Consider the following 21307-nt stretch of genomic DNA (forward strand, 5'->3'; position numbering starts at 1 on the left):
GTCAGCTGGCGCTGCGGGGGAGCAGCAGACCCAGCGGCAGCAGCACGCGCGCTTCCACCCCTCCCCCTTCGCGATTGCGCAGTTCGGCGCTGCCGCCGTGCTGCGCGGCAATGCGCTTGACGATGGCCAGGCCCAGCCCCGAACCGCTGACGGTACGGGCGCGATTGCCGCGAGTGAAGGGATTGAAGATCTCCTGCAGATCCTTGGGATCGATGCCGGGACCGCGGTCCATCACGCTCAAGGCGACATAGGGTGCAGTAGCGGACCCCGCCACCTGGCCCACCACTTCGATACCGCCACCGCCGCCATGGCGTAGGGCGTTCTCCACCAGGTTGGTCAGCAAGCGCTTGAAGGAGATGCGGCGTACCGGCAGGGGCGGCAGGACGTCCAGCATCAGTCGGACCCGCTCGCTTTCCTGGTTGTAAGGCGCCACCACCTGGCGGGCCAGCTCGTTGATATTGGTGAGTTCCTGGGGCTCGTCGCGACCGTCGCGAACGAAGGCGAGGAATTGGTCGAGGATGGCGTTCATGTCCTCGATGTCACGGATCATGTCCTCGGCTTCTTCGCGCTCGGCGGGCGGCATCAGCTCCACCGCCAGGCGCAGCCGGGTCAGCGGCGTGCGCAGGTCGTGGGACACCCCGGCGAGCATGAGTTCGCGTTCGCGCCCGGCCTGCTCGACATCCTCGGCCATCTGGTTGAAGGCGTGGTAGACGTCCTGGATCTCACTGGGTGCATCGGTCTCGGGCAGGCGGACGCTACGCCCCTTGCCCAGCTCGCGCGCGGCGATCACCAGCCGGCGCAAGGGCTGGTTGAGTTGCCGGACGAAGACCCAGGCGGCGCCCACGGACAGCAGCCCGATGGCCAGGAACCAGCCGAGCACGCTCCAGATGTGCTGTCCGCGCAGGGGGTGGGCCATCAGCGGAATCTTGATCCAATCGGGACCGAGGCTTGGCGCCAGGACCCAGAGTGCCGGGCCGTGCTGGACGCGTACCCGCACCTGGGTGTCCTCGCCCAGCTCCTGCTTCATCTGACGTTCGAAAATCTCGCTGTAGGGCCAGTGGTACTCACCGGCCGGCACGGTGTCCGGCGATTCGTAGCGCAGCCCCGCAGCCTGGGCGATGCGCGGCCGCTCGGCTTCCGGGGTGGCCCAGTAGGCCCTGAGCGTAAGAGCCGCGCCGTGACTGTACTGGCGGTCGACCAGGACGTCTTCGTTGAGCAGCAGATAGACCAGGGTCAGCGCCTTGGAAAAGAGCACCGCGAGCAGGACCATCCACAGCGAGCGGGCGAAGAAACTCTGGGGAAACCAGCTGGGCGCCTTCATCGAGCGGAATTCCTGAGCGAAACGGCGCGAAAGCCATCACAACCTCTGGAGATGCGCGGTCCAGATAGACAACCAAACGGAGAAACATTCGGATACATTTGCTCGTCCATCCTTTCCCTTCAACCTGGAGTTTCTCTCGTGTCCGACATCTGCCAGACCGGCCTGGACATCGGCTTCGCCTCGCTCAGCTACGCCCAGATCGCATTTCTTGGCGTGGTGCAGGGTATCACCGAGCTGCTACCCATTTCGTCCACGGCGCACATGCGGGTGGTGCCTGCCCTGCTCGGCTGGCGCGATCCCGGCTCGGCCTTTTCCGCGGCCATGCAGATGGCGGCCCTGGCGGCGGTGATCAGCTACTTCTGGCGTGACGTCAGCGGGGTGACCCGGGGCAGCCTCGCCGCGGTGCGCCAACGCGACTTCGACAGCCCGGATTTCCTACTGGCCGTGATGATCGTGCTGGCGACCATTCCCATCTGCATTGCCGGGCTGCTGCTGGCGCCCCTGCTCAACGCCTGCGGTTCGCCGCTGCGCGGCCTCAGCGTCATTGGCTATGCCTGCCTGGGCATGGCGGTGTTGTTGGCCTTGGCCGAGCGCATCTGCCGACACAACAGGGACATCTCGCAAATGCGCCTGCGCGATGCCTTGATCGTGGGGATTGCCCAGGTCGGCGCCTTGATTCCGGGCGTCTCGCGCTCCGGCTCGACCCTGACCGCCGCCATGTTCCTCAACCTGCGTCGCGAGGAAGCCGCGCGTTTCTCCTTCCTGCTCGGCCTGCCGGCCATCGCCCTGGCCGGGCTCAAGGAGCTGGTGGTGCTCTGGCATGCGCACATCCCTGCGCAGGCCTGGTCGCTGCTGCTGGTGGGACTGGTGGTGGCGAGTCTGTCGGCCTTCGCCGCGATCTGGGGCCTGATGCGTTTTCTCGAACGCTTCTCGACCTGGCCCTTTATCGTCTACCGTGCGCTGCTGGGGATTTTCCTGCTGGTGGGCGTGCATCAGGGGCTATTCGCCTAAGAGCCTGTTCAAAATCTCGCGAGCTAGAGCCAAACAAGGCGAAAATGGCTGAGGAAGCGGAGTTTACGAGTGGTAAATGAGCATTCCGAAGCCATTTTCAACGCAGTTTGGCCGACGCGCAGCAGATTTTGAACAGGCTCTAAGCCACTGCCCAGCCGGGGCGCGATGCCCCGGCTACCTTCCCTACTTGCCGGCGCCGTCCGGCACGAAGACGTAGCCCACGCCCCAGACGGTCTGGATGTAGCGCGGCTTGGACGGATCGGGCTCGATCATCCGGCGCAGGCGGGAGATCTGGACGTCGATGGAGCGCTCCAGGGCATCCCATTCGCGGCCACGAGCCAGGTTCATCAGCTTGTCGCGGGTCAGCGGCTCGCGGGCGTGGTCGACCAGCGCCTTGAGCACGGCGAATTCGCCGGTGGTGAGCATGTGGGTCTCTTCGCCCCGCTTGAGTTCGCGGGTGGCCAGGTGCAGGGCGTAGTCGCCGAAGGTCACCACCTCGTCGGTACCGGCGGGCGCGCCGGGTACCACCGGGGCCTGGCGTCGCAGTACGGCCTTGATGCGCGCCACCAGCTCCAGCGGGTTGAACGGCTTGGCCAGGTAGTCGTCGGCACCCTGGTCGAGGCCCTGGATCCGACTGCCTTCGTCGCCCTTGGCGGTCAGCATGATGATGGGGATGCGGTTGCCGCTCTCGCGCAGGCGAGCGCAGGCGGAGAGGCCGTCTTCGCCTGGCATCATCAGGTCGAGGACGACCAGGTTGAAGACCTCGCGGGCCAGCAGGCGGTCCATCTGCTCGGCGCTTTCGACGGTGCGGACGCGATAACCCTGTTCGGCCAGAAAACGCTCCAAGAGGCGGCGCAGCCGGGCGTCGTCGTCGACGACCAGGATCTTTTCACCTTCTGGGGCAGCGGTGGTGCTCATAATAGCTCCTTGTGATCTAGCACTGGATTATGCCGTAGGCCATCCGACCGCGGCTTTGGGCCATTGTTAGCAGATTTTGCCCGGCGACGGGCGACGGTGGTGGCACAGGAAGCGGCGGCCCGATGGGCTCGGGTATACTGCCGCCCGCTTTTTCTTGTGCCAGCCAGGAAGCCCGATGGATATCAATAGCCGTATCGCCGAGGAGCTCGGCGCCCGCCCGCAACAGGTCGCCGCCGCCGTGGCCCTGCTCGACGAAGGGTCCACCGTGCCCTTCATCGCCCGTTACCGCAAGGAAGTCACCGGCAGCCTGGACGACACCCAGCTGCGTCATCTCGAAGAGCGGCTGCGCTATCTGCGCGAACTGGAAGAGCGCCGCGCGGCGGTGCTGGCCAGCATCGAGGAACAGGGCAAGCTGACGCCCGAGCTGGCCCGCGAGATCAATCTGGCCGACACCAAGACGCGCCTGGAAGACCTCTATCTCCCCTACAAGCAGAAGCGCCGTACCAAGGGCCAGATCGCCCTGGAAGCCGGGCTCGGCCCGCTGGCCGAAGCGCTGCTGGGCGATCCGACGCTGACGCCGGAGACCGAGGCGGCCGCCTACGTCGACGCTGACAAGGGCGTGGCCGACGTCAAGGCCGCCCTGGAAGGCGCCAAGTACATCCTGATGGAGCGTTTCGCCGAGGACGCCGATCTGCTGGCACGCCTGCGTGGCGTGCTGCAGCAGGACGCCATCCTCAGCGCCCGCCTGGTGCCCGGCAAGGAAACCGAAGGCGCCAAGTTCAGCGACTACTTCGAGCACGACGAGCCCTTCAAGGCGGTGCCCTCGCACCGGGCCCTGGCGATCTTCCGCGGGCGCAACGAAGGCATCCTCAGCGCCGCGCTCAAGCTCGGCGAGGAAGGCCCCGGTATCGCCCATCCCTGCGAGGGGCTGATCGCCGCGCACTTCGGTCTGAAGAACGAAGGCCGCGCCGCGGACAAGTGGCTGGCCGAGGTGGTGCGCTGGACCTGGAAGGTCAAGCTCTACACCTCCCTGGAAACCGACCTGCTCGGCGAGCTGCGCGAGAAGGCCGAGGACGAGGCCATCGCGGTGTTCGCCCGTAACCTGCACGACCTGCTGCTGGCCGCCCCGGCCGGACCGCGCACCACCCTGGCGCTGGACCCCGGTCTGCGCACCGGCTGCAAGGTGGCGGTGGTGGATGCCACCGGCAAGCTGCTGGCTACCGACACCGTCTACCCGCACGCGCCGAAGAACCAGTGGGACCAGACCCTGGCCACCCTCGGCGTGCTCTGCACCAAGCACGGCGTCGACCTGATCGCCATCGGCAATGGCACCGCCAGCCGTGAGACCGACAAGCTGGCCGGCGAGCTGATCCGCAAGTATCCGGGCCTGGGGCTGACCAAGGTGATGGTCAGCGAGGCCGGCGCTTCGGTGTATTCCGCCTCGGAGCTGGCCGCCCGGGAATTCCCCGACCTGGATGTCTCCCTGCGCGGTGCCGTGTCCATCGCCCGTCGCCTGCAGGATCCGCTGGCCGAGCTGGTGAAGATCGAGCCCAAGTCCATCGGCGTTGGCCAGTACCAGCACGATGTCTCCCAGCTCAAGCTGGCGCGCAGCCTGGACGCCGTGGTGGAAGACTGCGTGAACGCCGTGGGCGTGGACGTGAACACCGCCTCCGCCGCCCTGCTGGCGCGCATCTCCGGTCTGAACGCCACCCTGGCGCAGAACATCGTGCAGTTCCGCGATGCCAACGGCGCCTTCACTACCCGCGATGCCCTGAAGAAGGTGCCACGCCTGGGCGACAAGACCTTCGAGCAGGCCGCCGGCTTCCTGCGGGTGATGAGCGGCGCCAATCCGCTGGACGCCTCGGCGGTGCACCCGGAGACCTATCCGCTGGTGCAACGCATCGCCGCCGACACCGGACGCGATATCCGCTCGCTGATCGGCGACTCGGGTTTCCTCAAGCGCCTGGACCCGAAGAAATTCACCGGCGAGACCTTCGGCCTGCCGACGGTGACCGACATCCTCAAGGAACTGGACAAGCCCGGCCGCGACCCGCGCCCGGAGTTCAAGACCGCGGTGTTCCAGGACGGCGTGGAAAAGCTCTCCGACCTCAAGCCCGGCATGGTGCTCGAGGGCGTCATCACCAACGTCACCAACTTCGGTGCCTTCGTCGACATCGGTGTACACCAGGACGGCCTGGTACACATCAGTGCCCTGTCGGAGAAGTTCGTCAAGGACCCCTACGAGGTGGTCAAGGCGGGTGACATCGTCAAGGTCAAGGTGATGGAAGTGGACGTGCCGCGCAATCGTGTGGGGCTGTCCATGCGCATGGGCGATACTCCAGGGGAGAAGGTCGAGGGCAAGCCCGGCGGCCAGGCCCGTGGCGGCAGCGGCAAGCCCCGCGCCGACAAGGGCGCGCCGCGGCAGACGCAACCGGCACCGGCCAATAACGCCATGGCATCGCTGTTCGCCAATGCCAAGCAACTGAGGAAGTGAGCATGAGTGGTTCTCCCGTAGGTAAGGACAGCGCCTTCAGCAGTCTGCTGGGCATGACCATCCACAAGGCCGAGCAGGGCGAGTCCGAGGTGCGCATGAGCGTGCAGGACCAACTGATCAACCTGCACGGCAAGCTGCATGGCGGCGCCCTCTTCTCGCTAATCGACACCGCCCTCGGCCAGGCCAGCCACAGCCTGTTCGACGGCCGGCCGGGTAGCGTGACCCTGGAGTGCAAGGTCAACTACGTGCGCGGCGTGAGCGAAGGCGAGCTGGTCTGCCACGCCCGGGTGATCCACCCGGGCCGCAAGACCCATGTGCTGGAAGCCAAGGTCCACCAGGGCGACAAACTGATCGCCCTGGCCCAGGCGACCTTCGCCTGTCTATGACCGGCCAGACCGGGCGGTGACAAGGCGGCGCATATCGCCCTTTGCCATCACCTGAGCTACGCTGGGAGACAACTGAGCGGGTTGCGGTCTGAGGCTTGAACCCGGACCGCGGCAGTGACTGCTGCGCCCGCGTCGGCCCTGGCCGACCACCCCCATATCAGTCGGTTTCTTCTACCCTGCCCGGGGCGAGTACCGCCAAAGGAAGTTAACTTGAGCGATATCCTGTCCCGCCGCCTGGCCCTGCTCGGCGCTGACCCTTCTCTGCTAACGGCCTGCCTCCACGGCATCGAACGCGAGGCCCTGCGCATCGACGCCCAGGGCGAACTGTCCCAGCGCCCCCACCCGCGGACGCTGGGCTCGGCCCTGACCCATCCGCAGATCACCACGGACTATTCCGAGGCGCTGCTGGAATTCATCACCCCCACCGGCACCCACACTCCCGAGGTGCTGGAGGCGCTGGACCGGGTGCACCGCGCCGCGGTGGCCCAGCTCGACGGCGAGCGGCTGTGGAGTGGCTCCATGCCCTGCGCCCTGCCGGCCGAAGACCAGATCCCCATCGCCGACTACGGCAGTTCCAACATCGGCCGGCTCAAGCACGTCTATCGCCGCGGCTTGGCGCTGCGCTACAGCCGCACCATGCAGTGCATCGCCGGCATCCACTACAACTTTTCCTTGCCGGAAAAGGCCTGGGAGTTGCTACGCCAGAGCGAAGGCGATGCGCGCAATGCCCGCGACTACCAGTCGGCGCGCTACATCGCCCTGATCCGCAACTTCCGCCGCTACAGCTGGCTGCTGATGTACCTGTTCGGCGCCTCGCCGGCGCTGGATATCGGCTTCCTGCGGGGTCGGCCGCACCAGTTGCAGACCCTGGACGAGCGGACCCTGTACCTGCCCTATGCCACCAGCCTGCGCATGAGCGACCTGGGCTACCAGAGCAACGCCCAGGCCAGCCTGACGCCGGACTACAATGACCTGACCACCTACACCGAGAGCCTGAGGCGCGCGGTGGGCACGCCCTATCCGCCCTATGCGGAGATCGGCACCCACCAGGACGGCGAGTGGGTGCAGCTCAACACCAACATCCTGCAGATCGAGAACGAGTACTACGCCACCATCCGCCCGAAGCGGGTCACCCGCAGCGGCGAGCGTCCGGTGCAGGCGCTGATGGCCCGCGGCGTGCAGTACATCGAGGTGCGCTGCTTGGACATCGACCCCTTCCTGCCGCTGGGGATCGATACCACCACCGCCCTCTTCCTCGACGCCTTCCTGCTCTATTGCGCCCTGGAAGGCAGCCCGCCGCTCAACGGCGAGTGCAGCGAATGCACCGACAACTTCGCCAGCGTAGTTCGCGAAGGCCGCAAGCCTGGCCTGCGTCTGCAACGCCATGGCGCCTCGGTGGCGATGATCGACTGGGCGGCAGAATTGCTCGACCAGATCGAACAGTGCGCCAAGGTGCTGGATGCCAGCACGGGTGGCGATGCCCATCGCCAGGCGGTCGTGGCACAGCAGCAAAAATTCGCCGATGTCCGTCTCACACCCTCGGCGCGGGTGCTGCAGGAGCTGCGCGAACGCGGCGAAAGCTTCGCCGAATTCGGGCTGCGGCAGAGCGAGGTCCATGCGGCCTATTTCGCCAGTCACCCGCTGAGCGAAGGCGAGCGGGAGTGCTACGCCGAGATGGCGCGACAGTCGCTGGAAGAGCAGGCGGAGATAGAGGCGTCGCCCCAGGGGGATTTTGATACCTTCGTGGCGGCGTATCAGGCGAGTATTTTGGCGACGATTGGGGTGTAGACAGGTAGGTTGGGCTGAGACGGCTTCATCGTCGAAGCCCAACGTTACAGTGGTCGCTGAGATGCCTTGGTTTATCAATACCCTGGCTAATTATCGTGTTCTGCTGATAGCTCTTGTTTCGCCCACCCGGGCGAGTCACTTTTGCCAGTCGCGGCAAAAGTAACCAAAAACGCTGTCCCCACGCTTCGGCCCTACGCTGCGCTCCGGGTCCCCTCGCTCCGGCGCCGCTCCGGGGGTACGGCACGAAGGGGCCTCCTGCCCCTCGCGCCTTGCTCGGCGTCCTGCCTCGCATCCCCCTCCGCGACACCTACACTCGGCCTCACTGACGGGGACGGGATACCAGCCTGGGAATTCGGTGTTCAGGAGAGTCGTAGCGTTTTCCACTGGCGCGTAACGCCGATCCCTGTGGACAAGGCTTCGCCGTTGTCCACGCTACGGGTTATTCAACCAAAACTTTCAGGCTGGCGAATCGCCCCGTTCAGGAGGGCGAATGCCAGTGTCGTGGAGTGGGTCGAGCCGCATGGATGCGGCGAGAGGCCTAACGGGCCATGGACGGCCCGTGTAGGCCGACCCCGGAACGGCGCTGGTGTGAGCGGACCCGGAGCGAAGCGAAGGGCCGGATGGTCGGGGCAAGCGTTTTTGGTTACTTTTGCCGCGACTGGCAAAAGTGACTCGCCCGAGGGGGCGAAACAAAAACCATCCGAAAGCTCAGTAATCAGCTAGAAGCCAGAAGCCAGAAGCCAGAAGCCAGAAGCCAGAAGCCAGAAGCCAGAAGCCAGAAGCCAGCCAGAGCGTTGGGCTTCGACGATGGAGCCGTCTCAGCCCAACCTACGTCAGCTGCGCCCTACAGGCTCTTCTCGAAGATCTTCGAATTACGCTGGTAGTTGTACAGCGACGCCCGCGCCGCGGGCAGGCGTTCCACGCCGCTGGGCTCGAAGCCGCGCTCGCGGAACCAGTGGGCGGTCTTGGTGGTGAGCACGAACAGGGTGCTCAGGCCACGCTCGCGGGCACGCTGCTCGATGCGTGCCAGCAGGGCATCGCCGCGGCCGCCGTGGCGGTAGTCGGGATTCACCGCCAGGCAGGCTAGCTCGCCCGCCGCCGAGTCGGCGATGGGATAGAGCGCCGCGCAGGCGATGATCAGGCCCTCGCGTTCGACGATGCTGAATTGCTCGATCTCCCGCTCCAGCACCTCGCGCGAGCGACGCACCAGGATGCCCTGCTCTTCCAGCGGACGGATCAGTTCCATCAGGCCGCCGACGTCGGCGATGGTCGCCTCGCGCAGGGTTTCGAAGGGCTCCTGGGCCACCAGGGTGCCGCTGCCGGCGCGGGTGAAGAGTTCGGTGAGCAGAGCGCCGTCCTCGGCGTAGCCGACGATATGGCAGCGACGCACGCCGCCGCGGGTGGCCTGGGCGGCGGCGTCGAGCAGTTCGGCCTGGTAGGAGCTGCCCAGGCGCGCCAGATGGGTGGGAATCTGCTGCGGACCGATCTCGCGGATCAGGGCGCCGTGTTCGTCCAGGAGGCCCGGTTCGGCGCCGTAGAGCACCAGTTTGTCGGCGCCCAGGTCGATGGCGGCGCGCATGGCCACATCTTCGCAGGCCAGGTTGAAGGTTTCGCCGGTGGGGGAATAGCCCAGTGGCGAGAGCAGCACGATGGTGCGTTCGTCGAGCAGCCGGCCGATGCCGCGCCGGTCGATGCGGCGTACCTCGCCGGTGTGGTGGAAGTCGACGCCGTCCTGCACCCCCACCGGGCGCGCGGTGACCAGGTTGCCGCTGGCGACCCGCAGCCGCGAGCCCTGCATGGGCGAGGCGGCCATGTCCATCGACAGCCGCGCCTCGATGGCGCTGCGCAGGCTGCCGACCGCGTCGATCACGGCTTCTAGGGTCGGGCCGTCGGTGATGCGCAGGTCGTTGTAGAAGCGCGGCTCGATGCCGCGGGCGGCCAGGCGCGATTCGATCTGCGGACGCGAGCCGTGCACCAGCACCAGGCGCACGCCGAGGCTGTGCAGCAGGACCAGGTCGTGGACGATGTTGCCGAAGTTGGGATGGGCGACGCCATCGCCGGGCAGCATGACGACGAAGGTGGCGTCGCGGTGGGCATTGATATAGGGCGAAGCGTGGCGGAGCCAGTTGACGTAGTCGTGCATCGAGACGAAGACCCTTGATGAGTAGGCGTGAGGGTGAACGGAGGCAGGCAGGGCGTTCAGCGTCGTCGCAGCACGGGGGTTCCTCGAAGCGGGGCGGATGGGCAGGCAGCGTCAGTAGACCACCTGGAGTTTACAAAAAGTCACGCCGGGCGACCGGCCAATTCATCGAACGACAGCCGCATCACCCAGGCAATAGTGGCGGATCAGGGCCTGCAGCAGGCTCACGGTCGGCGCGATCCGGGCCAGATCCAGGTGTTCCTCGGGCTGATGGGCGCAGCTGATGTCGCCGGGGCCGAGCACCAGCACCTCCTGGGTGATCGCCTGCAGATAGGGCGCCTCGGTGGCGAAGGCCACGGCATCGGCGCGGTGGCCGGTGAGACGCTCGGCCAGGCGCACCAGCTCGGCTTCGGCCGGCTGCTCGAAGGGCGGCACGGCGGGAAACAGCGGCTGGTAGTCGATCTTCACCCCGAAGCGCTCGGCGACGGGCAGCAGGCGCCCGCGGATGACCTGGCGCAGGGCTTCCGGCTGCATGCCCGGCAAGGGGCGGAGGTCGAATTCCAGGGCGCACTGGCCGCAGATGCGGTTGGGGTTGTCGCCGCCATGGATGCAACCCAGGTTGAGGGTTGGCTGGGGTACCAGGAACAGCGGATTGCGGTACTCGCGCTGCCACTGGGCGCGCAGGTCGAGCAACTCGCCCATCACCGCCTGCATGGCCTCCAGGGCACTGTGGCCCAGTGTGGGGTCGGAGGAATGGCCGCTCTGGCCAAGGATGTCGATACGCTCCATGAGGATGCCCTTGTGCAGGCGGATCGGTCGCAGCCCGGTCGGCTCGCCGATCACCGCGGCGCGGCCCAGCGGTCGTCCGGCTTCGGCCAGGGCCCGGGCACCGTCCATGGAGGATTCCTCGTCGCAGGTGGCGAGCACGATCAACGGCTGGCGCAACTGCCGGGGATCCAGCTCGCGCACCGCCTCCAGGATCAGGGCGAAGAAGCCCTTCATGTCGCAGCTGCCGAGGCCGTACCAGCGGTCGTCGGCCTCGCGCAGCCGCAGGGGATCGCCCTGCCAGAGGGCCTCGTCGTAGGGCACGGTGTCGGTGTGGCCGGCCAGCACCAGGCCGCCGGGACCGCTGCCCAGGGTGGCGATGAGGTTGAACTTGCCCGGGGTCACCTCCTGGGTCTCGCAGGCGAAGCCCAGGGCGCCGAACCAGCCGGCCAGGCGGGCGATGACCCCGGCGTTGGACTGGTCCAGCGCCGCCTGGGTGCAGCTCACCGAGCTTTCGGCGATGAGGGTGGCGAACAGAGCTTTCAGCGCAGGCACGGTCATGGATGTCTCCTGGTCACGGCTCCATCATGGCGCCATCCGCCCTGGGATGAAACCTTCATGCGCCCAGGGGCCGGGACGGGCTAAACTAGCGCCCACGTTCTCGCCTTCCGTCGTCATGACGCGCTCGGCACGGAGCCGGACCGTTCTCTTCCGGCGCCAGGATGCTCCAATGGCCAAAGAAACCGAAATCAAGCTGCGCGCCAGTGTGGCGACCCTCGACGCCCTGCGCGCTCACCCGTTGCTCAAGAAGCGTTGCAAGGACGGCTGGCAGCGCCACGAGCTGTCCAACTGCTACTACGACACCGACACCCGCGACCTGGCCCATGCCAAGGTCGCCCTGCGCGTGCGCCGTGACGGCGACCGCTACATCCAGACGCTCAAGAGTCGCGGCCAGAGCGTAGCCGGGCTGTCCGAGCGCAACGAATGGGAGTGGCCGCTGACCGATGCCACCCTGGATACCACGCTGTTCGACGATAGCTGCTGGCCCGCGGCCCTGGCTGACCTGGACCTGCGCCGCTTGCAGCCGGTGTTCGATACCGACTTCGTCCGCGACGCGGCGGAGATCGCCTGGGGCCGGGGCAAGGCTCGCACCATCATCGAAGTGGCCCTGGATCAGGGCGAGGTCCGTGCCGGCGAGCAGCGCGAAGCCATCGCCGAGGTCGAGCTGGAGTTGCGCCAGGGCGAACCGGCGGCGTTGCTGGAACTGGCCGAGCAACTGGCCGCCGAGCTGCCGCTGATGCCTTGCGACATCAGCAAGGCCGAGCGCGGCTATCGCCTGCACGACGCCGCTAGCTACACCCTCTATCTGTCCGCGCCGGAGCTGGACGCCGAGACGCCGCTGGACGAAGCCGTCGCCCGCCTCGGCTGGCACCTGCTGGCCGGCAGCCAGCGCCTGGCCGAGCAGTATCGCTGGAACGGCCACTGGCGCCTGCTGGTGGACTGGGTACACCAACTGATCGACCTGCGCGCCCTGCTCGGCAGTCTCGGCCAGGCGGCGCCGCGCGCCAGCAGCCGTGACCTGCGCCAGGCGCTCGACGAATTGCTCGCCGACTGGCGTCCGCTGGCCGCCATTGGCCAGGACGATGAAGAGGCGCGCCGCCAGGCGCCGCAGCGCTTCGCCGCCGAGCTGGAGCGCCCGCGCTGGGGCCTGTTCTCCCTGCGCGCTGCCCGCTGGCTGCATGCCCGTGCCTGGACCGAGGGCCGTACCGGTCGTGGCGAGCGCCAGGGTGCCACGCCGCTGGGCCAGTGGTTGCCGCGCCTGCTGGCCCAGGAGGCCGCCGAGCTACCGCTGCTGCGCGCCATCACCGAGCCGGAACTGATCGAGCAGCAACTGCCCCGCCTGGAGCGGATGCAGGTCTGGCTACACCTGGCGCGTGGCGCCCTGGACCTGCCCGAAGCCGACCGGCTGTATGGCGAGCTGGGCAAGCTGGCCCCCCTGAGCGCCCATGGCGATCTCGCCGGGGTTGCCGAACAGGCCCGCCTGATCCACGGCCTGGCGCCCTGGAAAGCCCTGGCTTGAGCCGCCAGACGGCAGGAACGATCCCAAGGCCGCGCCGTCCATCCTGATGGCACAAGGCCGCGAGCGATTCCGCAACGCAAAATCGCTATGCTGGAGAAAACCACCGCCCCAGCAGCTATGGGGGCGGTAGTGGCGTCGCCCGCGGACAGGCTGTCGGATCCGGGCGACCAGCGTTCCTAGGAGTCCCGATGTCCGCCATAGCTTCCTCTTCCGCCGACCGTTGGCTCGACCTGGGCGATATCCTGCGTGAGCTGGTCAGCCAGCAGCGGATCGACCAGCAGACCGCCGAACAGTGCCTGCTGCTGCGGCGTGGCTCCGCCAATCCGCAGCAGCATCCGCTGGAATTCCTGGCGGCGCAGAGCATGGACGATCTCGCCCGGCCCGGACGCAAGCTGGATCTGGACAGCCTGACCCGCTGGCTGGCCGAGTATTCCGGCCAGCCCTTCTACCGCATCGATCCGCTCAAGGTGGATGTGGCTTCGATCACCCCGCTGATGTCCTATGCCTTCGCCCAGCGCAACAAGATCCTCGCCGTGGCGGTGAGCCCGGACGAGGTGACGGTGGCCAGCGCCCAGCCCTTCGTGCACAGCTGGGAGAGCAACCTCACCCACGTGCTGCAGCGGCCGATCAAGCGCGTGGTGGCGAGCCCCGCCGACATCACCCGCTATACCCAGGAATTCTTCCGCCTGGCGCGCTCGGTCACCGGCGCCTCGGCGGTGGAGCAGAAGAGCAGCGGCGTCGGCAACTTCGAACAGTTGGTCAACCTGGGCGCCAGCGACAGCGAGCCGGATGCCAACGACGCCCACATCGTCAACATCGTCGACTGGCTGTTCCAATACGCCTTCCAGCAGCGCGCCAGCGATATCCACGTCGAGCCGCGGCGCGAACAGGGGGCGGTGCGCTTTCGCATCGATGGCGTACTGCACACCGTCTACCAGTTCCCGGCCCAGGTCACCCTGGCGGTGGTCAGCCGGATCAAGAACCTCGGGCGCATGAACGTCGCCGAGAAGCGCAAGCCCCAGGATGGCCGGATCAAGACCCGCATGGCCGGCGACAAGGAGGTGGAGCTGCGGCTGTCGACCATGCCCACCGCCTTCGGCGAAAAGCTGGTGATGCGAATCTTCGACCCGGACGTGCTGCTCAAGAGCTTCGACCAGTTGGGCTTCTCCGCCGACGACCTGAAACGCTGGGCCAGCATGACCGGCCAGCCCAACGGCATCATCCTGGTCACCGGCCCCACCGGTTCGGGCAAGACCACCACCCTGTACACCACCCTCAAGCAGCTGGCCACGCCCGAGGTCAACGTCTGCACCATCGAAGATCCCATCGAGATGGTAGAGGACGCCTTCAACCAGATGCAGGTGCAGCCCAACATCGAGGTGACCTTCGCCAGCGGCGTACGGGCGCTGATGCGGCAGGACCCGGACATCATCATGATCGGTGAGATCCGCGACCTGGAGACCGCCGAGATGGCCATCCAGGCGGCGCTGACCGGGCACCTGGTGCTCTCCACCCTGCACACCAACGACGCGCCCAGCTCGGTGAGCCGGCTGATCGAACTGGGTGTGCCCTACTACCTGATCCGCGCCACGGTGCTGGGCGTCATGGCCCAGCGCCTGGTGCGCACCCTGTGCCCCGCCTGCAAGGCGCCCACCGAGCTGGACCCGGCCGCCTGGCAGGAGCTGACCAAGCCCTGGAACGCGCCGCTGCCGACCGGGGCCATGCAACCGGTGGGTTGCCCGGAGTGTCGCGATACCGGCTATCGCGGTCGTGCCGGGGTCTACGAAATCCTTACCCTCTCGGATAGTCTGCGCGAATTGGTGACGGGCGATACCGACATCACCGCCCTGCGCCGCCAGGCGTTCAAGGAGGGCATGCGCAGCCTGCGGTTATCCGGGGCGCAAAAGATCGCCGCCGGCCAGACCACCATGGAAGAAGTGCTGCGCGTCACGCCCCAGAGTGAACGTTAGCGCCCCTGGCGCCCCGCGAGCGGAACAAGGATAGCGAGCCGTGCAGATAACCGCCGTCAACCCTCTGGCCATGGCTGCCGAGGACCCCGAGCAGATTCGCCGCCGTCAGGCGTGGCTGGCCGATCATGGCCTGCTCGACGGCCAAGCGGAGCCGGGCCTCGAGGATCTGGTCGAGCTGGCGGCCACCCTCTGCGAGACGCCCATCGCCGCGGTCAACCTGCTGGGTGAGCACCTGCAACTGTTCAAGGCCGAGCGTGGTCTGGGCGTCGCCGAAATGCCCTTGGCCCTGTCCTTCTGTCGCCACCTGCACGCGGCCGGCGAGGCGCGGCAGATCGAGGACCTCAGCCAGGACCCACGCTTCGCCGACAATCCGCTGGTCACCGATCCCGCGGGGCTGAGATTCTATGCCGGTGCGCCGCTGCGCACGGCCGATGGGGTCTTTCTCGGCACCCTCTGCGTGTTCGACTGGCAACCACGGGAGCTGAGCACGGCGCGCCTTACCGGTCTCGACCGCCTTGCCCGCCAGGTGTTGCGCCTGTTCGAGACCCAGTCGAAGGCGACTGCGCCGACTCGCCACAGCGGCCTCGACGAGGCGCACTATCGTGCCCTGATGGACGTCAATCCGCAGATCATCTGGTTCGCCCGGCCCGACGGCACCTTCGAATACGCCAATCGCTACTGGTACGAATACAGCGGCCTGACCCCCGAACGCGCCGCCGCCGATCCCGAGCTCTGGGCCGCCACCATCCATCCCGACCATCGCCAACTGCTGCTGCGCCATTGGGGCGAGGTCCGCGCGCAGCGCATCGCCGGTAGTCTGGAATTGCAATTGCGCGATGCCCAGGGCCGCTATCGCTGGTTCGAGACGCGCACCATGCCGTTCACCAATGCCAGCGGTGAGATCGAGCACTGGGTGGGGGTGGCCCAGGACATCGACAGCCGCAAGCGGGCCGAGACGGCGCTGCAGGAAAGCGAGGCCTTTGCTCACCTGCTGCTCGAATCCACCCATGAAGGCTTCTGCGCGCTCGATCGCGAGGGCCGCACCACCCTGTGCAATCGCGCCTTCCGCCAGATGCTGGGGCTGGCCGAGGACCGCGACGGCCTGGACGAACCCCTGGAAACCCGCCTCGGTTCGGCGCGCAGCGAGGACGGCGCCCAGGCCATCCGCCGCGCCGCCCGCGACGGCGCCATCCTGCATCTGTCCGCCGATGCGCTGCTGCGCGAAGACGGCAGCCTGCTGCCGGTGGAATGGCGGGCCCAGCCGCTCTGGCGTGACGGCGAGGTCCAGGGTGCCATCTGTACCTTCGTCGACCTCAGCGAGCGCATCCGCAGTCATGACCGCCAGCGCTTCCTGCTGGAGCTGGGCGATCTGCTGCATGGCGTCACCCATACCGGCGAGGTGGCCTCGGTGCTGGGTGACAGCCTCGGCCATCTGCTGGCCGTGCAGCGCATCGGCTACGCCCGGGTCGGCCGGGACGGTAGCCTGACCATCGACAGCGACTGGCTCGACCAGGGGCGAACGCGCCGTCTGAACCTGCCCAGCCTGGCCCATTGGCACACCTCGGCGGTGGAGGAATTGCGCCGCGGCGTCATCGTCAGCGTGGAAGACAGCGCCCAGGACAGCCGGCTGGGCCAGATGCGCGAGCGACTGCTGGAGCACGACGTCCGTGCCGGCCTGGTGGTGCCGCTGCTCGCCGAGGAGCAACTGGTCGGCCTGCTGTTCCTCTACACCGATACGCCCCGTCACTGGACCATCGGCGACGTGGCCCTGGTGCGCGAAGTGGCCGAACGCATCCGCATCGTCATCGAGCGCACCGCAGCGGCCGACGCCCTGCGCGTAGCCGAACAGCGGATCGCCCTGGCCATGGACGTGGCCGACCTGGGCGTCTGGGACTACGACATCGACCACGACCTGATCAGCTGGGATGCCCGCCTGGCCCATCTGGTCGGCGCCCCGGAGCGCCGCCGCAAGACCCGCGGGGCAGCCCTGCTGCGCGCCCTGCACCCGGCCGACGCCCCTCGGGTCCGCGCCTATGTCAGCGCGGCCATCCAGAGCCAGGGCAGCGCCTACGATCTGCGCCTGACCTTTCGCGTGCGCAGCTCGCGGCAGGAAGAGCCGGTCTGGCTGAGCATCCGCGGGCGCGAACGCCTGGAGCCGGGCGGACGTCGACGCCTGGTCGGCATCGCTCGGGACATCACCCGCGAACGCCACGACGCCGACCGCATCAGCGAGACCAATCGCCAGTTGCGGCAACAGATCGAAGAACGCCGCGAAGCGGCAGCCCGCCAGCACGCCCTCATCGAGCTGGGCGACCGCTTGCGCGAAGGCGATCCGGAAAGTGCCGGGGTGGCCGTCGCCCTGGAGCTGGTGGGCGTGCGCCTGGGCCTGCGTCGCGTCGGTTACGCCCGGCTCGACGAAGGTCGCGGCACCTTCATCATGCAGCAGGTCTGGACGCCCAATGGCAGCGCCGATCATGCCCTCGCCTATCCGCTGCTCGCTCCCGACAGCCTGGGCACCCAGGAAGGCGAAGCGCCCCTGGTCATCGACGACGTCAGCCAGGACCCCCGCGCCCAGGCCAATGCCGAGCGCCTGCTCGACCTGGAAATCGCCGCCTTGGTGGACATTCCGCTCTATGAGGATGGCCGTCTACGGGCCTTGTTCGTCGCCCACGACCAGCGCGCCCGTCTGTGGAAGGAAAGCGAGGTACAGTTCCTGCGTGATGTCACCGACCGGCTCTGGGCGGCCATCTGCCGGCAGCGTTCCCAGGATGCCCAGCGTGAAAGCGAGGGGCGCTTCCGCCTGATGGCCGACAGCGCCCCGGTACTGATCTGGGCCTGCGACGGCGAAGGCCAGCTGCAATTCGTCAACCAGCGCTTCGCCAGCGAATTCGACCTGCACGATGCCGACCTGCGCGACCAAGGCTGGAGCGCCCTGCTACCGGACACGGAATGCCCGGCCTTCGAAGGCGCCTTCAAGCAGGCCATCGCCACCCACAGCGCGCTGCGCGCCGAGGTACGGGTGCGCAACGCCCAGGGCGAGTGGCGCTGGCTGCGCCTGGAAGGCACGCCGCGCCTGGAGGTCGACGGTGAATTCCACGGCCTGGTCGGCTGTGGCGTGGACATCACCGAGGCCCGGCAGACCACCGACCAGTTGGAGCAGCGCATCGCCGAGCGGACCCAGGAGCTGGGTCGCAGCCACGCCCGATTGATCGCCGAGATCTACGAGCGCGAGCGGACCGAAGAAGCCCTGCGGCAGTCGCAGAAGATGGAAGCCATCGGCCAACTCACCGGCGGTATCGCCCACGACTTCAACAACATGCTGACCGGTATCGTCGGCGCCCTCGACCTGATCCGGCTGCGCATCGCCAACGGCCGTACCCAGGACCTGGATCGCTACATCAACGCGGCGGTCAATTCGGCGGATCGCGCCGCGGCCCTCACCCATCGGCTGCTGGCCTTCGCCCGCCGGCAGACCCTCGATCCGCAGCCGGTGGACGTGCACCAACTGGTCGAATCCCTGCAGGATCTGTTGGTGCGCACTGTGGGTGAGAACGTTACCTTGCGGCTGGACCTCGCGCCCGTCGCCTGGCTCGCCCACAGCGATACCCATCAGCTGGAAAACGCCCTGCTCAACCTGGTGATCAATGGCCGCGACGCCATGCCCGCCGGGGGCGAGCTGTGCATCGCCACCACTACCCTCAGCCTGGACGCCGAGGCGGCCGCGCGCGAATCCCTCACCCCGGGTGACTATGTCCGCCTGAGCGTGACCGATACCGGCACCGGCATGCCACCCGAGGTCAAGGCCAAGGCCTTCGAGCCCTTCTTCACCACCAAACCGGCCGGCCAGGGCACGGGGCTCGGCTTGTCGATGATCTACGGCTTCGTCAAGCAGTCCGGCGGTACCGCGCGCATCGACACCGAGCAGGGCCAGGGCACCACCATCAGTCTCTACCTGCCCAGGCACGCCGAAGTCGCTGCGGCAGCCCAGGAGCAGTCGACGACCAAGGTCGCGCCACGCGCCGAAGCCGGCCAGACCGTCCTGGTAGTGGAAGACGAGTACGCCGTGCGCATGATCGTGCTGGAGGTACTCGCCGAACTAGGTTACACCGCCCTGGAGGCCAGCGACGCCGACGGCGCCCTGCCGATCATCGAAAGCGGGCAGCGGTTGGACCTGCTCATCAGCGATGTCGGCCTGCCTGGCATGAATGGGCGTCAGCTCGCCGAGATCGCCCGCGGCCGTCGGCCCGAACTCAAGGTGTTGTTCATCACCGGCTATGCCAAGAATGCCAAGGTACGCGGCGAATTCCTTGGCGAGAACATGGACATGCTGATCAAGCCCTTCGACATCGATGCCCTGGCCGAACGCATCCACAGCATGATTCAGAGCTAGCAAGGGACTCGGAACTCGTCGGACGTCTCCGCTCTCTAATGGAGACCTCAAGAAGGAGATTTCATCCATGCGCCTGAAGAAGCTTGCTCTGGTTTCCCTGATCGGCCTGCCGCTGCTGGCCGCGACCACCGCCGCCAATGCGGATGCCCGGTTCTGGCGTCATGCCGCGACCCTGGGCGCGACCTCCGGCTCGTTCTATACCACCAGCCGTGACGACCACAAGATCGTCGCCGCCACCCAGGACGACGCCAGCTCCTACCTGGCCAGCAATGGCCAGATCCGCGGCCCCTACCTGGAAGCTGCCCTGCGCGACATGCGCGCGGCCCAGCCGGGCCTGCAGGCCAGTGATAGCGATCTGGCCATGCGTATCCTGACCCAGTAAGAGCCCGCTCAAAGGGGCAGGCAAAAAAAGAACCCCGCCGGCCAGGCCGCGCGGGGTTCTTTTTTTGCTGGATTGGCGAAGCGCGAACGAAGCCCTTAGCTTTCGCTGGCCTGCCGGTAGCCTTCGGCATCCAGCAGTTTGTCCAGCTCGGCCGGATCCTGCGGCTTGAGCTTGAAGAACCAGGCGCCATAGGGTTCGCCGTTCACCTGCTCGGGTGCATCGGCCAGCGCCTCGTTGATCGCGATCACCTCGCCGCCCACCGGCGCATAGATGTCCGAGGCGGCCTTGACCGACTCCACCACCCCGGCCTGATCGCCCGCGGCAAGGGTCTTGCCGATTTCCGGCAGTTCGATGAACACCACATCGCCCAGTGCCTCCTGGGCATGGTCGGAGATGCCGACGGTGACGCTACCATCGGCTTCCAGGCGCGCCCATTCGTGGCTGGCGGCATAACGCAGGTCGGCGGGAATCTGGCTCATGAGGGGTCCTCGGGACTGGCACGGTGAAAAGGCTAGGGTAGCCTGCCAACCCTGAGGACCGCCATCGTCACCCACGCTTAATTGGGGCCGATCCGCGTGCAGCTGGTGTTGTCGACGTATTTCTTCAGCGTCGCCCACTGCGGCCGATCCACACCGTTAATGGGCTCCACCGCCAGGTTGTAATTACCCCAACCCGGGCCTGCGGCCCAATAGCTAGCCGGAATGCAGTGCTGCTTGAGGTAGGCCAGCATGTTGTCCATGGCCAGCAACCAGCGCGGATCATCGTCCGGCACGCCGAATTCGCCGATGTAGCCCTGCTTGCCGTTCTTCTTCAGCCAGTCGACGAAAGGCTTGACTCTGTTCACCCCGACCTGGGGATCGAAGCCACTCATGTCCTTGCTGGCGTATTGGCCACCGCCGTCGTTATCGAAATAGACATGGGCGGAAAAGATCAGCTTGTTCGCCGGATCCTTGAGTGCCAGCAGCGGGTCGTTCCACTGCGGCCAGCGAGCAGCGCTGGACCAGCCGTTGCCCTCGACGATGATGGGATGCACGTTGTCCACGGTGCGGATACCGTTGATGCCGTGCTGGGCGGCGGTCGGCCAGAAGGCCACGGCGTCGTGGGGCTCGTTCATGATGTCGTAGCCATAGAGCGCCGGATGCCTGCCGAAGCGGTAAGCCAGGCGGTAGGTCACATCCCAGTAGTTGAAATAGGTGACCTTGCCGGCGCCGATCACCTCGCCGCGATAGCGGGCGTAGTTGTGCAGATCGAGGATCACCTTCACGTCGTATTTCTGCGCGTAGTTGAGCGTCTGGGTGATCAGGGCGCCATAATCCGGGTCCAGCATCGAATTCAATTTGGGCTGAATGCGCTCCCAGATGATCGGAAAGCGCACCAGCTTGATGCCCTTGGCGCTCCAGTCCTTGAAGTGCTGTTCGCTGGGAAAGACATAGTTGCGGTTGTTCACGCCGGGCAGCACCTGGCTGGCGAAACCGGCACCGGAAAAGTTGAGGCCGACCAGTTCGACCGCCTGGGCCGAGGGCAACCAGGCGCTAGCCAGGGCCAGCGTACTGGCGAGACACAGCGAAACGTGGCGCAAGCGCCGGGTAAGGGATTGCATGATTGCACCTGTGGGAAGAGGTATTTCCCGCCGACCGCAAACTAGCGGGCTCTGGCGTGGAC

General features: G+C 66.9%; 14 protein-coding genes. 8 read left to right on the top strand and 6 right to left on the bottom strand.

Features of this window, described 5'->3' with window-relative positions; translation table 11 throughout:
• Position 1: 1 nt before the first annotated feature.
• Positions 2 to 1321, bottom strand: coding sequence for an ATP-binding protein (locus tag CCZ28_RS14285; protein ID WP_140218980.1), 1320 nt, complete (start codon positions 1319 to 1321; stop codon positions 2 to 4).
• Between the two features lie 138 nt (positions 1322 to 1459).
• Between CCZ28_RS14285 and CCZ28_RS14290 the strand changes: the two genes are divergently transcribed.
• Positions 1460 to 2332 (top strand): undecaprenyl-diphosphate phosphatase, encoded by an 873-nt coding sequence (locus CCZ28_RS14290; protein WP_140218982.1) that lies wholly within the window; start codon positions 1460 to 1462, stop codon positions 2330 to 2332.
• A 183-nt stretch (positions 2333 to 2515) separates the two neighbouring features.
• Here CCZ28_RS14290 and ompR read toward each other — a convergent pair whose 3' ends face one another.
• On the bottom strand, positions 2516 to 3250 hold the full coding sequence (ompR, locus tag CCZ28_RS14295; RefSeq protein WP_140218984.1) for an osmolarity response regulator transcription factor OmpR: 735 nt from the start codon (positions 3248 to 3250) through the stop codon (positions 2516 to 2518).
• Positions 3251 to 3425: 175 nt separating this feature from the next.
• On the opposite strand from ompR, the gene CCZ28_RS14300 reads away from it, so the two are divergent.
• From CCZ28_RS14300 to gshA, 3 genes are all read left to right on the top strand, one after another.
• Positions 3426 to 5744, top strand: coding sequence for a Tex family protein (locus CCZ28_RS14300; protein WP_140218986.1), 2319 nt, complete (start codon positions 3426 to 3428; stop codon positions 5742 to 5744).
• Between the two features lie 2 nt (positions 5745 to 5746).
• Positions 5747 to 6130 (top strand): PaaI family thioesterase, encoded by a 384-nt coding sequence (locus CCZ28_RS14305; protein WP_058761521.1) that lies wholly within the window; start codon positions 5747 to 5749, stop codon positions 6128 to 6130.
• A gap of 210 nt (positions 6131 to 6340) precedes the next feature.
• Positions 6341 to 7918 (top strand): glutamate--cysteine ligase, encoded by a 1578-nt coding sequence (gshA, locus tag CCZ28_RS14310; protein ID WP_140218987.1) that lies wholly within the window; start codon positions 6341 to 6343, stop codon positions 7916 to 7918.
• 844 nt (positions 7919 to 8762) lie between these two features.
• Here gshA and argA read toward each other — a convergent pair.
• Together argA and argE are read right to left on the bottom strand one after the other, a co-directional pair.
• Positions 8763 to 10061: an amino-acid N-acetyltransferase gene (gene argA, locus CCZ28_RS14320; RefSeq protein WP_058761519.1), complete on the bottom strand. Its 1299-nt coding sequence runs from the start codon at positions 10059 to 10061 to the stop codon at positions 8763 to 8765.
• A 162-nt stretch (positions 10062 to 10223) separates the two neighbouring features.
• Positions 10224 to 11384: an acetylornithine deacetylase gene (gene argE / locus CCZ28_RS14325; RefSeq protein ID WP_140218989.1), complete on the bottom strand. Its 1161-nt coding sequence runs from the start codon at positions 11382 to 11384 to the stop codon at positions 10224 to 10226.
• Positions 11385 to 11553: 169 nt separating this feature from the next.
• Between argE and CCZ28_RS14330 the strand changes: the two genes are divergently transcribed.
• The 4 genes from CCZ28_RS14330 to CCZ28_RS14345 all read left to right on the top strand — a co-directional run bounded on the left by CCZ28_RS14330 (position 11554) and on the right by CCZ28_RS14345 (position 19645).
• The gene (locus CCZ28_RS14330; RefSeq protein WP_140218991.1) at positions 11554 to 12903 is read left to right on the top strand and encodes a CYTH domain-containing protein; all 1350 of its coding nucleotides are present in this window, start codon (positions 11554 to 11556) and stop codon (positions 12901 to 12903) included.
• A gap of 188 nt (positions 12904 to 13091) precedes the next feature.
• Positions 13092 to 14873, top strand: a complete 1782-nt coding sequence (locus tag CCZ28_RS14335; protein WP_140218993.1) for a GspE/PulE family protein — start codon at positions 13092 to 13094, stop codon at positions 14871 to 14873.
• 40 nt (positions 14874 to 14913) lie between these two features.
• Positions 14914 to 19263, top strand: a complete 4350-nt coding sequence (locus CCZ28_RS14340; protein ID WP_140218995.1) for a PAS domain S-box protein — start codon at positions 14914 to 14916, stop codon at positions 19261 to 19263.
• Positions 19264 to 19330: 67 nt separating this feature from the next.
• Positions 19331 to 19645 carry a DUF2388 domain-containing protein gene (locus CCZ28_RS14345; RefSeq protein ID WP_058761514.1) on the top strand — a complete coding sequence of 105 codons (315 nt, stop codon included), beginning with the start codon at positions 19331 to 19333 and terminating at the stop codon, positions 19643 to 19645.
• Positions 19646 to 19740: 95 nt separating this feature from the next.
• On the opposite strand, the gene gcvH is transcribed toward CCZ28_RS14345, so the two are convergent.
• Together gcvH and CCZ28_RS14355 are read right to left on the bottom strand one after the other, a co-directional pair.
• Positions 19741 to 20124, bottom strand: a complete 384-nt coding sequence (gene gcvH, locus CCZ28_RS14350; protein ID WP_140218997.1) for a glycine cleavage system protein GcvH — start codon at positions 20122 to 20124, stop codon at positions 19741 to 19743.
• Positions 20125 to 20201: 77 nt separating this feature from the next.
• Complete coding sequence (locus CCZ28_RS14355) at positions 20202 to 21245, bottom strand: glycoside hydrolase family 5 protein (protein WP_140218999.1); 1044 nt, start codon at positions 21243 to 21245, stop codon at positions 20202 to 20204.
• Positions 21246 to 21307 lie beyond the last annotated feature (62 nt).

Source organism: Pseudomonas oryzihabitans, from assembly GCF_006384975.1.
Lineage (GTDB): Bacteria > Pseudomonadota > Gammaproteobacteria > Pseudomonadales > Pseudomonadaceae > Chryseomonas > Chryseomonas psychrotolerans_B.

What these genes read in the sequence shown, in the direction of transcription:
- CCZ28_RS14355 (WP_140218999.1), bottom strand. Translation starts at nt 21,245, where the DNA reads ATGCAATCCCTTACCCGGCGCTTGCGCCACGTTTCGCTGTGTCTCGCC.
- CCZ28_RS14305 (WP_058761521.1), top strand. Translation starts at nt 5,747, where the DNA reads ATGAGTGGTTCTCCCGTAGGTAAGGACAGCGCCTTCAGCAGTCTGCTG.
- argA (WP_058761519.1), bottom strand. Translation starts at nt 10,061, where the DNA reads ATGCACGACTACGTCAACTGGCTCCGCCACGCTTCGCCCTATATCAAT.
- CCZ28_RS14335 (WP_140218993.1), top strand. Translation starts at nt 13,092, where the DNA reads ATGTCCGCCATAGCTTCCTCTTCCGCCGACCGTTGGCTCGACCTGGGC.
- CCZ28_RS14330 (WP_140218991.1), top strand. Translation starts at nt 11,554, where the DNA reads ATGGCCAAAGAAACCGAAATCAAGCTGCGCGCCAGTGTGGCGACCCTC.
- argE (WP_140218989.1), bottom strand. Translation starts at nt 11,384, where the DNA reads ATGACCGTGCCTGCGCTGAAAGCTCTGTTCGCCACCCTCATCGCCGAA.
- ompR (WP_140218984.1), bottom strand. Translation starts at nt 3,250, where the DNA reads ATGAGCACCACCGCTGCCCCAGAAGGTGAAAAGATCCTGGTCGTCGAC.
- gcvH (WP_140218997.1), bottom strand. Translation starts at nt 20,124, where the DNA reads ATGAGCCAGATTCCCGCCGACCTGCGTTATGCCGCCAGCCACGAATGG.
- CCZ28_RS14300 (WP_140218986.1), top strand. Translation starts at nt 3,426, where the DNA reads ATGGATATCAATAGCCGTATCGCCGAGGAGCTCGGCGCCCGCCCGCAA.
- CCZ28_RS14345 (WP_058761514.1), top strand. Translation starts at nt 19,331, where the DNA reads ATGCGCCTGAAGAAGCTTGCTCTGGTTTCCCTGATCGGCCTGCCGCTG.
- CCZ28_RS14285 (WP_140218980.1), bottom strand. Translation starts at nt 1,321, where the DNA reads ATGAAGGCGCCCAGCTGGTTTCCCCAGAGTTTCTTCGCCCGCTCGCTG.